The 12,838-nt window shown below is 58.8% G+C and carries 7 protein-coding genes; 5 read left to right on the top strand and 2 right to left on the bottom strand.

The window, feature by feature from the left end:
- Positions 1-15 precede the first annotated feature (15 nt).
- Together H0484_RS04675 and H0484_RS04670 are read left to right on the top strand one after the other, a co-directional pair.
- Positions 16-477, top strand: coding sequence for a GatB/YqeY domain-containing protein (locus H0484_RS04675; protein WP_226953288.1), 462 nt, complete (start codon positions 16-18; stop codon positions 475-477).
- The gene (locus H0484_RS04670; RefSeq protein WP_226953287.1) at positions 474-923 is read left to right on the top strand and encodes a PaaI family thioesterase; all 450 of its coding nucleotides are present in this window, start codon (positions 474-476) and stop codon (positions 921-923) included. Before H0484_RS04675 ends, H0484_RS04670 begins: the two co-directional genes overlap by 4 nt.
- A 24-nt stretch (positions 924-947) precedes the next feature.
- On the opposite strand, the gene H0484_RS04665 is transcribed toward H0484_RS04670, so the two are convergent.
- Positions 948-1,394: a BPTD_2524 family lipoprotein gene (locus H0484_RS04665; protein ID WP_226953286.1), complete on the bottom strand. Its 447-nt coding sequence runs from the start codon at positions 1,392-1,394 to the stop codon at positions 948-950.
- Between the two features lie 59 nt (positions 1,395-1,453).
- A complete protein-coding gene (locus tag H0484_RS04660) occupies positions 1,454-2,518 on the bottom strand; it encodes an alkene reductase (protein WP_226953285.1) in 1,065 nt (354 codons plus the stop codon).
- 157 nt (positions 2,519-2,675) lie between these two features.
- Here H0484_RS04660 and H0484_RS04655 point away from each other — a divergent pair, with 157 nt between their 5' ends.
- The 3 genes from H0484_RS04655 to H0484_RS04645 all read left to right on the top strand — a co-directional run bounded on the left by H0484_RS04655 (position 2,676) and on the right by H0484_RS04645 (position 12,830).
- A complete protein-coding gene (locus tag H0484_RS04655) occupies positions 2,676-3,329 on the top strand; it encodes a potassium channel family protein (protein ID WP_226953284.1) in 654 nt (217 codons plus the stop codon).
- A gap of 10 nt (positions 3,330-3,339) precedes the next feature.
- Positions 3,340-4,710 carry a TrkH family potassium uptake protein gene (locus H0484_RS04650; protein WP_226953283.1) on the top strand — a complete coding sequence of 457 codons (1,371 nt, stop codon included), beginning with the start codon at positions 3,340-3,342 and terminating at the stop codon, positions 4,708-4,710.
- Between the two features lie 518 nt (positions 4,711-5,228).
- Positions 5,229-12,830, top strand: a complete 7,602-nt coding sequence (locus H0484_RS04645; protein WP_226953282.1) for a type I polyketide synthase — start codon at positions 5,229-5,231, stop codon at positions 12,828-12,830.
- The last annotated feature ends 8 nt before the right edge of the window (positions 12,831-12,838 follow it).

Below are 12,838 nucleotides of genomic sequence, written 5' to 3'. Positions count from 1 at the left end.
TTGAGGAATCCAGCCATGAGCACTCAGCTCGCCGCCCAAATCAGCGACGCCGTTAAATCCGCCATGCGCGCCAAAGACAGCGCGCGCCTGGGTACTTTGCGTTTGGTGCAAGCCGCCATCAAGCAAAAAGAAATCGACGAACGCACCACGCTGGACGACGCCCAGATCCTTGCCATTGTTGAAAAGCAAGTCAAGCAACGCCGCGAATCCATTGCCGCGTTTCAGCAAGCCGGGCGTACCGAATCGGCCCAGCAAGAACAAGCCGAACTCGATATTTTGCAAGAGTTCCTGCCTGCGCAAGCCTCCGAAGCTGAAGTCGACGCCGCCGTTCAAGCCGCACTAGACGAAGTCAGTGCTCAAGGGGTTAGCGGCCCTGCGGCCATGGGCAAGGTCATGGGTCTGGTTAAGCAGGCTTTGGCCGGTAAGGCCGATATGTCTTTGGTGTCGGCACGCGTCAAAGCCAAACTTAGCGCATGAGCCCGCAGCAAAAACAGCAAACCCAGCAGGCGCAACAAGAACAGGCCATTGATTACTTTGGCCTGCATATTCCCTTTATGCAGTTTCTGGGTTTGGTGCCCGACACCTTTACCCCCGAAGTCGTGCGCACCCGCCTGACGGCCCGGCCAGAGCTGCTGAACAGCCGTGGCGCCGTGCATGGTGGCGCCTTGATGAGTGCGCTGGACTTTACCCTTAGCGCTGCGGCACGTGCCCATGCGCCCGATTGCGGCATGGCCACCATAGACATGAGCACGCATTTTTTGTCGCCAGCCATGGGCGACGTCATCATCGAAGCACGCTGTTTGCGTTTGGGTGGCTCTTTGTCGTTCTGCGATGGCCAGGCCCTGGACGAACAAGGCAATGTCTTGGCCACCGCTACGGCCACCTTCAAAATCGTGCGGCCGCGCCCAGGGCGGCCCTGCTAAAAGCAGCAGCCGTCAGGCCCAGCTTTATTCAGCAATCTTGTACACGGTGCAAACCGAGGCATCCATCAAGATGGATTGCTCCATGGCGTGCAAGGTTTTGCCGTCCCACGTGCCCCTACCCCACACCGCCTGAGTGACTGCGGTGCGGTCGGGGCCCAGGGCGCGCCATTGCGTGCGTGCCACCACTACGCCGGTCAGCGGGTCGCTAACCAAGACTTCGCCTTGCCTGGCGTCGGCACTGACGTTTTCGCTGATGCGAAACTCGCTGCGGCGCGGCTCGCGAATATTCGAAAGCCGGTCTTCGAAGTTGCGCACGCCCTGCATGCATTCTTCAGCCTGGTGAACTGCGCGATCGTGCACAACCTGATATGGCCGATCGACTTCGTAGTTAAGATGCGGTGAGCTATCGGTGATACCCATTGCACACCCCGCCAAGGCGGCAAGCGCCATTGCCGCTGCTATTTTTTTCATGCTGATCTCCTGTGGATCTGCGATTTTATGGCAAAGCCTTAAGCAAGCGGCAAACCCGCCTAGATATTGCTTTCGGGCAAGGCGGGGTAGTCGGTATAACCCTGAGGGCCATCGCCATAAAAGGTGCTGGAGTCACCTTTGTTCAACTCGGCCCCTGTGCGCAAGCGCTCAACCAGGTCGGGGTTGGAAATAAACGCACGACCAAACGAAATGGCGTCGGCCACGCCTTGCTGCAGCAATTGCTCGCCGGTGCCGGCGTCGATATCTTGGTTGGCGATGACGGGCCCGCCAAACAGACGCTTGATTTCAGGCAGCAGGCTTTCGGGGCCAAAAGCTTCGCGCACAAACAAGAAAGCCAGCTGACGGCGGCCAAGTTCGCTGGCCACATACGAGAACAGCTCGGCTGGGTTGCTGTCGGACATGCTATGTACCGTGCCACGAGGCGACAAATGCACCGCCACCCTATCCGCACCCCACACCGCCACGCAGCCGTCTACCACTTCCATCAGCAAGCGGGCGCGATTGGCAACAGAGCCGCCATAGGCATCGGTACGCTGATTCGAGCCATCGTGCAGGAACTGGTCGATAAGATAGCCATTGGCAGCGTGGATTTCCACACCATCAAAACCGGCTTCGCGGGCATTACGCGCAGCCTGCACATAGTCGTTGACGATGCCGGGCAGTTCTTCGGTGCGCAAGGCGCGTGGCACCACGTAGTTGCGCATGGGGCGCATTTGGCTGACGTGGCCTTCACAAGCAATCGCGCTGGGCGCCACGGGAATTTCACCGTTCAGGTGCTCGGGGTCGGAAACCCGGCCCACGTGCCAAAGCTGCAAAAAGATTTTGCCGCCACGCTCGTGTACGGCGTCGGTGATTTGGCGCCACCCCAGCACTTGGTTATGGCACCAAATGCCCGGAGTGTTGTAGTAACCCACACCTTGCGGCGTAATAGACGTGGCTTCGGTAAGAATCAGGCCTGCCGAGGCGCGCTGGCTGTAATACTGGCGCATCAGCTGATTCGGCACACGCCCAGGCGCCGCGCGCGTGCGTGTTAACGGAGCCATGACGATGCGATTTTGCAACTCTATGGCCCCAAGCTGGACCGGATCAAACAATGTAACCATGAAAAATGCGGTACCCCGAAAAGAGTAGGAAAAACCAAGGTAAACCCTAGGTTAACGAAATTAACATAAATTGCGCACGCTAGGTTCCCATTTACCAAGTCTGCCGCGCCTTCTATACTCGCGTGCTCTAGCATCGCTACTCTACGAGGGTCGACACATGGGGCAATTTGCGGTTTTGGGCCTGGGTCGTTTCGGTGCGGCTGCCGCCCACGAACTCATTCGGCTGGGGCATTCTGTTTTAGGGGTAGATTCCGACTCCAAACTGGTCAACCATTACGCCGACGACCTCACCCGTGCGGTGATTGCCGACGCCACCGACAAACAGGCGCTGGAAGAACTGGGCCTGCAAAACATGGACGCGGTGCTGGTGGCCATGGGAAGCGACCTGCAAGCCAATCTGCTGTCGGTTGTACACCTGAAAAGCCTGGGCATTGCCCCCTTGTGGGTGAAAGCCTCGTCGCATGCTCACCACCTGATTCTGCACAAGCTGGGGGTCGAACGCATTATCCACCCCGAAGAGGAAATGGGTCTGCGCGTGGCTCAGGCGCTTAGCTACCCCATGGTCGAAGACTATATCTCGCTGGGTAACGGTGACTTCATCGTCGAAGTTCATGTGGCAGAAAGGTTGGAAGGTGAGTCGCTGGAAAAACTCTTGCAGAGCAGCCCGACTCCGGTTCACGTGGTGGCGCTCAAGCGGCGTGCCGAGCTTATGGTGGCCCCTAGCCCAGACCTGGCCTTACAAAAAAAAGACGTGCTGGTGCTGCTTAGCCAGCTCAGTACGCTAAAAGCCATAGCGCCTAAATTGGTGTGAAGCCACCGTCATGAGACTGCGCCATGTTGCACGCCCCTACCACAGCTACCAACGGCTGCGCCGCACCGGCCGCTTCAGCGCCGGCCCGCCCACGGTCTTGGCAGGCGGTTTTGCCCTTCTGATTCTGGCCGGTACCCTGTCGCTATGGCTGCCCTGGTCCAATCAGCAGCCCATTACCCTGTTCCAGGCCCTGTTCACGGCCACCGCTGCCGTCACTGTTACGGGTATGAGCATCGTAGACATCAGCACGCAATTTACCCCCTTGGGTCAGGGCATCATTGCCCTGCTGGTGCAACTGGGGGGGCTGGGCTTTGTCACCTTTGCCCTGGTGGCGGTAGCCAAGCTAGGCAAGAAAATCAGCCTGCAGCATCAAACCGTGGCCATGGAGGCCTTCAATCAAACCAGCGTCACGCGCCTGAACGATACGGCGCTGTTCGTGTTCAAAATGGCCTTGGCCATAGAACTGCTGGCCTTTGCTGTGCTGACCGCCTACTGGGCGATAGACCTTGGCCCCCTGGAGGCCATGGGCCATGCGGCTTTTCATACCATCATGGCGTTCAACAACGCCGGGATGAGCCTGACAGGCACCCATCTTGATCATCACCTAGACGCAACCCTGGTCATCTTGCTGACCACCGGATTGATCATTTTGGGCGGGCTGGGGTTTTCCGTGCTGGACGACTGTTGGCGCAAGCGCAGTTGGCGTAAGTTAAGCGCCTATTCAAAGCTTATTATTTTTGCGACTGTGCTGCTTAATTTATTGGCCTTTGCCGCGCTGTGGCTGCTAGAGCACCGCAACCCGCTTACCCTGGCCAATTTATCGGTGCATGATCAAGCCATGGCAGCCTGGCTGCAAACCATTGCTGCCCGTACCGCGGGTTTTCAGGCCATAGAGCCGGCCCACCTTACCCATGGCAGCACCATGATACTGATGGGCCTGATGTTTATAGGCGGGGGCTCGCTTAGCACCGCCAGCGGCATCAAAATCGGCACCTTCATCATTTTGCTGGCCGCCGCCTACAGCTACTTGCGTGGGCGGTCCGACGTTGTGCTGCTCAAACGCACCGTACCCAGCGAACTGGTCTACAAAGCGCTGGCCCTGCTGCTGTTAACCACCGCGCTGGCCTTTGGGGCAACACTGCTCATGACGCTGCTTGAGCCCAAGGGCGATTTTCTGAATCTGGCCTTCGAAGTGGTGTCGGCGCTTAGCACCACGGGCCTAAGCCGCACCCACACCGGCGAGCTGAATGCTTTCAGTCAAACCCTGGTGATGGCCCTGATGTTCATAGGGCGTATTGGGCCGCTAACCTTGGTATATAGCTTAAGCATGCGTGCACGCAACCGCGTCAGCTACCCAGAGGCGCAATTCCAAGTGGGCTAAAACCCACAAAACCTGTATTTAATAAGGTCGTAATAAGATTTGATTATTGGCAACGTTAATTTTGTTTACCCGGCAATCAATTAGATGCAATCTCCCATTTAAGATAATTCAATTTGTATCTTTTGTGTTTTGATATTTCTAAAGTTTTATTCGCTCACCAATTTGTCAAGCATCTGTCCCCCTATTTCTGGGGAGTTGTAACCTTGTAATCTTGGATTCGATATAATCCATCAGCCCTGAGCCGGCGGTTCCGAATGTCAAGGAATGTCGGGTCCACCAAAAGGCGTATTTTTCTATACGGCAAAGCGCGTATTATGGTGATATCACAGGTTAATCCACCTAGTGGCCTCTGTTGCTGGTAAGCCCATTCGGTAAGCCAAGATATCAATTGTTCTATTTGATGGTTCTTATAAAAACTTATTCGCGTCCCGAGGGCGGGCGGGCATTAGCTGCTATTGCACCAATACAAAAACGTTGCAATCAAGTTCGCTCAATGGGCAGTAAAAAAAGGGGTTTGCATGGCTAAGCGAGTTGCCGTTATTGGGCTGGCTTTCCGGTTTCCCAGCACCACCACTGAACAATACTGGCCCGACCTTCTGGGCGGCCGTAACCTGATTACTCAGGTTGATCCAAACCGCTGGTCGGTGGATGCCTACGTGCACCCGGCCAAAGATCACCCCGGCACCACCTATACCAAAGCCGCTGGCACGCTGGGCGACATCTCCGGTTTTGATGCCGATTTTTTTGGCATTTCCCCCCGCGAAGCCGGCCTGATGGACCCTCAACAGCGCGTCCTGATGGAATTGTGCTGGGAAGCCATAGAAAACGCCGGTATCAAGCCTTCGTCGCTGCGTGGCAGTTCCTGTGGCGTATACGTGGGTTTTGCCAGTACCGACTATGCCTACCGCATTGCCGAAGACCTGGCTTCCGTGGATTCCTCCATGGCCACCGGCAATACGGCCAGCATTGCGGCTAACCGCCTCTCGTATTTCTACGACTTGCGCGGCCCCAGCATTGCGCTGGATACCGCTTGCTCGTCTTCCATGGTGGCTTTTCATCAGGCCTGCCGCGCCATAGAAACCGGGGAATGCGACCAAGCCATTGCCGGCGGCATCAGCTTGCACCTGCACCCCTATGGTTTCATTGGTTTTTCCAAAGCGACCATGCTGTCGCGGCGCGGCCAGTGCAGCGTTTTCGACGCCGATGCCGATGGCTATGTGCGCTCGGAAGGCGGCGGCCTGTTCATGCTTAAAGACTACGATCAGGCCGTTGCCGATGGCAACCCCATACTGGCCGTCGTAGCAGGCACCGTCGTCAATACCGATGGCCGTAAATCCGGCCTGACCGTACCCTCGATAGACGCCCAAGTGGCGCTTATGCGCCAGGCCTACGAGCGCGCTGGGCTGACACCTGCCGATATCGATTACCTGGAAGCACACGGCACCGGTACGCCCGTAGGCGACCCCATCGAAACCCACGCCATTGGTAGGGCCCTGGGCCAAGCACGCGGCAAGGGCGAGCCCTTGCCCATAGGCTCGGTCAAGACCAATATGGGTCACCTGGAAACCGCCTCCGGCGTGGCCGGCCTGGTCAAGGCCATTTACGCCCTGCGCTATCGCACGGTGCCGGCCACCATAGGCGTCAAACAGCTTAACCCCCGTATCAAGCTCGATGACTGGAACATCGAGATCGTTACCGAGAACCGTCCGCTGCGCCCCACCGGCAAGCTGATCATAGGCGTGAACTCTTTTGGTTTCGGTGGCGCCAACGCCCACGTCATACTGGAAAGCGCGCCCGAACAAAGCGCAGCACCCGTACCAGCCCCCACGCAAGCGCCCTTGCCTGTTTTTGTATCAGGCAAAACAGAAGCCGCCATGCGTGCCATGGCAGGCCGCCTTAGCGAAGCCTTGCGTGGTGAAACCGCCCAAGGCTTGTACGATGCCGCTTACCATTTGGCCATGCGCCGCGAATGGCATGCCCAACGGGCGGTATTGTTTGCCGACAGCGCCGAGCAAGCCAGCGAACAATTGCGGCAATTAGCCGACGGCGTGGAATCCAAGCTGCACGTAGCCACAGGCACCGCCGTAGCCGGCAGCGCCGGCCCGGTCTTTGTGTATTCAGGCAACGGTTCCCAATGGGCCGGCATGGGCAAGCGCCTGCTGGAAGACCCCGTGTTTGCTGAAGCGATAGCCGAAGTTGACGATATTTTCCATCAATATGCCAACTTCTCTTTGGCTGAAGAGTTTGCCAGCGCCGCCGACCGCTACGAATTTACCGAGATCGCCCAGCCCACTTTGTTTGCCATTCAGGTAGGTATTACGCGCATGCTGGCTCACCACGGTGTCAAACCAGCCGCCACCATGGGCCATAGCGTAGGCGAAGTAGCGGCTGCTTGGGCCTGCGGGGCACTGACGCTGCCCGATGCTGTAAAAGTGATTTTTCACCGTAGCCGCCTGCAAGGCTTAACCAAGGGTAGCGGCCGCATGAGCGCCGTGGGCCTAAGCGGTACGGAAACCCAAACGCTTATAGACGAACTGGGCCTTAGCGCACAGTTAACGGTTGCCGGTATGAACAGTGCCCGTGGCGCGACCGTGGCGGGTAGCGTCGAAGGCCTGGACGCGCTGGAAGCCGAGTTGGCTGCCCGCAGCGTTTTTCACCGCCGCCTAGACCTGGACTATGCCTTCCATAGTTCATCAATGGACCCGGTCGAAAAAGACATACAAACCGCACTGGCCGACATTGCACCGCGTACTGGCCTGATCCCCTTTTATTCCACCGTAACCGGCGCCATTTTGGCCGGTACAGAACTGAATGCCAATTACTGGTGGCGTAATGTTCGCGCCCCAGTGCAGTTCGAAGACGCCGGCCTGGCCAGCATCAAAGACGGTTATTTTGTCTTTGTGGAAGTCGGGCCTCATGCCGTGCTGCGCTCGTATTTGGCCGACATTCTTAAAACCGCCGATGAAGTTGGCCGCGTGATTGTCACCGCCAGCCGCAACGGCGACGAGCCCGAGCGCATAAGCGTAGCCGCCGGCCAAGTGATCCTGAGCGGCGCGCAGGTGCAATGGGATACTCTCTTCCCCCACGTCGGCGCCCACGTAGAGCTTCCCACCTATACTTGGCAGCGCGAACGCTACTGGCATCAGGTTTCTCCCGAAACCCAGGGCATGTTGATGCGCGAACTGACGCACCCGCTACTGGGTTATGCCCTGCGCCAACACGAAAACACCTGGGAAAGTCATCTAGACACACTGAGCCACCCGGTTTTGGCCGACCACGTGGTCGGTGAAGCCACAGTGTTTCCCGGCACGGGGTATGCCGAACTGGCCATCGCCGCCGCCCTGCGATGGCAGACCGGCAACTACGCCGAAGTCGAAGAGCTAGAGATTCGCGCACCCTTGCTGTTGGCGCCCACGCCGGCAAAAATCGTACGCTTGGTGCTAGATGCCAGCGACGGGCGTTTTCGTATCAATGCCAAAGAACAAGGCAGCGACACCCCCTGGAACCTGCAGGCGACCGGGCGCCTGGTGCAAGAAGCCGGCCCGGCCCTGCTGAATCAGCCCAAGCTGTCGCTTCCCGCCACGCAACCCGATTTCACCGAAGCCGACCACAACGCCCTGACGCGCATGGTGGGCCTAGACTACGGCCCGGCGTTTCGTGCCATTGAGCATGGCTGGCAAGAAACACCCGAAAGTGTATTGGCCGCCTTCCGGCCCGATGAATGCCTGACTGAAGAACTTGCCACCACGCATTTACACCCTGCGTTGCTGGATTGCGCCTTTCAGCTGATTATTCACCTGCTGAAAGACGACCCCGCCATGGGATTAGGCATGGCTTTTGTGCCCGCCAAAATGGGCCGCCTGGTGCTGCATGCCGGCCAAGGCCAGCCCCGCTATGCCCGAGCCCGTCTGCGCCGGCGCGCGCCGCATTCCTTAACCGCCGATTTCGAGCTGTATGACGAACATGGCGTGCAAATCGCCGCCGTACAAGAAGCGCGTTTCCGCAGCATACGGCTGCGCAAGATGGCCGACGATCACCTGAGTTTCCTGGATTTTGTCGCCCAGCCCCAACCTTTAGGCCACCTTGCTCAGCCTAGCGCGCTAGACGCGCCAGCCCTGCTAAAAGACCTGCAAGCGCTGGTGAAGGACGCTGCCAACTGCGCAGACCAAGCCCGCTTCAGCCACGAGGTTGACCCCTTGCTGGAAAGCCTGTGCGACCGCTTTGCCTTTGAAGCCCTGAGCGCAATGGCTGATGAAGACGGCCTGGTCAGCGCCCAAGCGCTGCACCCTGACGAAGCCGAATCCCAGGGTATCAGCGCCTTACAGCAGCAAATTGTGGCACGCGCTGTAGCGGCGGGTTATGCCGAATCCGTAGAGCAAGGCTGGAAGCTGAACCCCGCCGATGCCTCAGAGCCCTCGGCAACCGACATCTGGAACAGCCTGCTGCGCGAATACCCCGATTACTTCCCTGCGGTACACGCCGCCGGGCGCATAGGCATGCATTTGCCTGCCATACTGGCGGGCCAGCTATCGGGCGAAGAAATACGCCCGGCTGCCGTGACACCTGCCGTCATCAACCGCTTGATGCGCGGCGCGGCCATCAGCCAGCGCCTAAGCAAAACATTGGCAGACGTATTGGCTGCCAATCAAAACAGTCTGCCCCCAGGCCGACGCCTGGCCGTACTGGAAGTGGGCAACGAGTTACCGCTGTTTGGCGCTGACTGCCTAGACACGCTGGATTTCAATCTGGCCGACTATCGCTATGCCTCTTGCTCGACAGCCATTACCGAACAAGTGCAAAAGCAGTTTGCCGAAAATAAATCGCCCGCCGACGCCCAATTGATTGAGGGGGCGACGCCCACCGACGCGCAACGCTTTGACCTCGCCCTCTTCCATTGCGAGTTCGACACACTGCAAAACGCCCAGCAGGCTCTGGCTTATACCCTGGCCAGCCTGAAGCCCGGCGGCGTCTTACTGCTGTTCGGGGCTTACCCCTCGCAGTGGGCCGATTTTGTCTTTGGGGCGCAAACCTCTTGGTGGCAAGAGGCCGACGGCCAACTGCTTTCCAACCAGCAGTCTGCCGAATTCTGGCAAACGCAGCTGCAAACACTGGGCCTGCATTGCGATGCCCTGATCGACTTCAATGCGCAGGCCGGTGCCGGGGCCTATGCGCTGCTAGCCCATCAGTCGGCTCAGGCAGACGAAGCGTCAGCCCCCGCCCCACGCGCCATATTGCTGCTGGGTGATGCCGAAGGCGCTTCGGCGGAGTTTGCCGAAGTGCTGCAACGCCACCTGCTGGAAGCCGGCCACCGTTGCCGCCTTGCGCAGAATATCGAAACCACGGGCCTGGACACCCTGCTCAAGGCCACTCGCCAACAGTTGGGCGGCCTGGACGACGTGGTGCATCTGTCAGGCTGGGGCACGCCCGACGCGCAGCTTAGCGCCGAAGCCCTGATGCAAGCCCAGGTAAAACGCTGCGCCATGGCCGCCGCCTTGGTGCAATCGTGCGAACGCGTAGGCGCCGACGCCACGCTGTGGCTGCTGACAGCCGACGCCACGCAAGCCCTGCGCCATACTGCGCAAGCGGGCACGGCTTTGGCAGCCCTTAACGACGCCGCCCTGTGGGGCTATGGCCGCACCTTAGCCAACGAAGCCTCTAATTACCGCGTGCGCCTGGTCGACCTGCCCGCCCAACAGGCGGTGCAATTGGCTCCCGCCTTAACGCAAGAATTCAACCACCCCGACGCCGAAGACGAAGTCATCCTGGAAGCAGAAGGCGCCCGCTATGTGCCGCGCATGCTTCAAGTGCCGCGCCCCGCTACCCAAGACCATACCGAAACGCAAGAACACCAGGCCGTGCGTCTGGGCTTTGAGTTCCCCGGGCAGCTACGCAATTTGCGTTGGGAAAGCTATACCGCCGCGGCTCCTGGCGACGACGAAATCGAAGTCAGCATTCAGGCAACCGGCCTGAACTTCCGCGATGTGATGTATACGCTGGGCCTACTGTCGGACGAAGCCATAGAAAACGGTTTTGCCGGCCCCACCTTGGGCCTGGAGTTCTCGGGCGTGGTCACGCGCACGGGCAAGAACATCAGCGACTATCAGCCCGGCGACCCTGTCGTGGGTTTTGGCCCGGCCAGCTTTGGCGATCGCGCTATTACGCAGCCCAGCGCTATTTCGCATATTCCTCAAGGGTTTTCCTTCGAGGCGGCAGCCACCATACCCAGCACTTTCTTTACGGTTTACTACGCCCTGCATTACCTGGCCCGCCTGGAAGAAGGTGAAAAAATCCTGATTCACGGCGCCGCCGGCGGCGTGGGCATTGCCGCCATACAGTACGCGCAATCTTGCGGGGCCGAGATCTATGCCACTGCCGGTTCAGACGAAAAACGCGACTTCCTGCGTTTAATGGGTGTGCAGCATATCTACGATTCGCGCTCGCTTTCGTATGCCGACGAAATTCTGGCGGCGACCGATGGCAAAGGCATAGACGTAGTGTTGAATTCCTTAGCGGGCGAAGCCATTAACCGCAACCTGCGCGTGTTGAAGCCCTTTGGCCGCTTTCTTGAGCTAGGCAAACGCGACTTCTACGAAAACACCCGCATAGGCCTGCGCCCATTCCGTAACAACATCAGCTACTTCGGCATAGACGCCGACCAGCTGATGTGCGAACGCCCCGAACTGACGCAACGCCTGTTTGCCGAAATGATGGCATTGTTCAAGCAAGGCCTGCTACACCCCTTGCCCTATTCTGCCTTTGAAGCCAACGACGTGGTCGATGCCTTCCGCTACATGCAGCAAGCACGGCAGATTGGCAAGGTAGTGGTCACCTATCGTAGTGGTATAAAGCATACGCAGGCAGCGCCCAGCCGCCAAGCCCATACCTTGAGCCTGCCAGCGCAAGCCTCGTATTTGGTAACAGGCGGTCTAGGTGGTTTTGGCTTGCGTACCGCCCAATGGCTGGCCGAAAAAGGTGCCCGCAACCTTATTCTGATTAGCCGTAGTGGCCCCAATACAGACGCCGCAAAACAGGCCATTGCCGAGCTAGAAGCGCGCGGCGTGCGCGTGCATGCGGCGGCGTGCGACGTCACCGACCGCGCAGCGCTGGCCAAATTGCTGCAAGACACCACCGCCACCTTACCCCCGCTAAAAGGGATCGTGCATGCCGCCGTGGTCATCGCCGACGGCTTGGCCCGCAACGCCACCCCTGCCCTTATCGAGCAAGGTTTGGCTGCCAAAGTACTGGGCGCACACCATTTGCACGACCTGACACGCGAAGCCGAACTGGATTTTTGCATCTATTATTCGTCGGCTACCACGCTGTTCGGCAACCCTGGGCAAAGCAGTTATGTTGCAGCCAACACCTGGCTGGAAAGCCTGGCCGCACAACGCCGCGCCGAAGGCCTGCCCGCCACCTGCGTACGCTGGGGCGCCATCGACGACGTGGGCTTCCTGGCCCGCAACGAAAAAATCAAAGACGCCCTGCAAGGCCGTATGGGCGGTGGCGCTTTGCCTTCGGCCGTAGCCCTGCAAGCGCTGGAAGACATGCTGTTGGCAGATGCCAACGGCCTGGGCGTGCTGGAACTGGATTGGCGTGCCTTAAGCCGCTTTTTGCCCAGCGCCGATGCACCCAAGTTTTCAGAAGTGGCTCGCCATGCCGACGCGGGGGGCGACGACGATGCACAATCTAACGATGTGGCGCACCTGCTGGCCACGCTTAACGACGAAGAGCTGCAGCCGCGCTTTGCCGATATGCTGAAGGCTGAAATCAGCGAAATTCTGCGAGTGCCCACCGACAAGATCGACCCTACACGTTCTGTTTACGATATGGGCCTGGATTCGCTGATGGGTGTAGAACTGGTAGTGGCGCTGGAAAACCGCTTTGGCATACGGCTGCCCGTGATGGCGCTGAACGAAAGCCCCACGGTAGAAAAACTGGCGCAACGCTTGGTAGTGCTGCTGCGGGGTGATGACAGCCCGAAACCGGTGGCAGCCGTTACCGCAGCGGTAGAACAAGTGGTCGCCAGCCACGACGTGCAAGTGTCTGCGGCCAGCGTGTCGGCATTCGTCGAAGAAATCCAAAACGGCGAAGCGGGCCAACCGCAACGTATGATTCATTAAGCGTCTAT

This window comes from Mesopusillimonas faecipullorum, assembly GCF_020539505.1.
Taxonomy (GTDB): Bacteria; Pseudomonadota; Gammaproteobacteria; order Burkholderiales; family Burkholderiaceae_B; genus Mesopusillimonas; species Mesopusillimonas faecipullorum.
The sequence above is the reverse complement of the archived record's forward strand: the minus strand, read 5'-3'. Positions and strand labels throughout refer to the sequence as shown.

What these genes read in the sequence shown, in the direction of transcription:
- H0484_RS04655 (WP_226953284.1), top strand. Translation starts at nt 2,676, where the DNA reads ATGGGGCAATTTGCGGTTTTGGGCCTGGGTCGTTTCGGTGCGGCTGCC.
- H0484_RS04650 (WP_226953283.1), top strand. Translation starts at nt 3,340, where the DNA reads ATGAGACTGCGCCATGTTGCACGCCCCTACCACAGCTACCAACGGCTG.
- H0484_RS04675 (WP_226953288.1), top strand. Translation starts at nt 16, where the DNA reads ATGAGCACTCAGCTCGCCGCCCAAATCAGCGACGCCGTTAAATCCGCC.
- H0484_RS04660 (WP_226953285.1), bottom strand. Translation starts at nt 2,518, where the DNA reads ATGGTTACATTGTTTGATCCGGTCCAGCTTGGGGCCATAGAGTTGCAA.
- H0484_RS04670 (WP_226953287.1), top strand. Translation starts at nt 474, where the DNA reads ATGAGCCCGCAGCAAAAACAGCAAACCCAGCAGGCGCAACAAGAACAG.
- H0484_RS04645 (WP_226953282.1), top strand. Translation starts at nt 5,229, where the DNA reads ATGGCTAAGCGAGTTGCCGTTATTGGGCTGGCTTTCCGGTTTCCCAGC.
- H0484_RS04665 (WP_226953286.1), bottom strand. Translation starts at nt 1,394, where the DNA reads ATGAAAAAAATAGCAGCGGCAATGGCGCTTGCCGCCTTGGCGGGGTGT.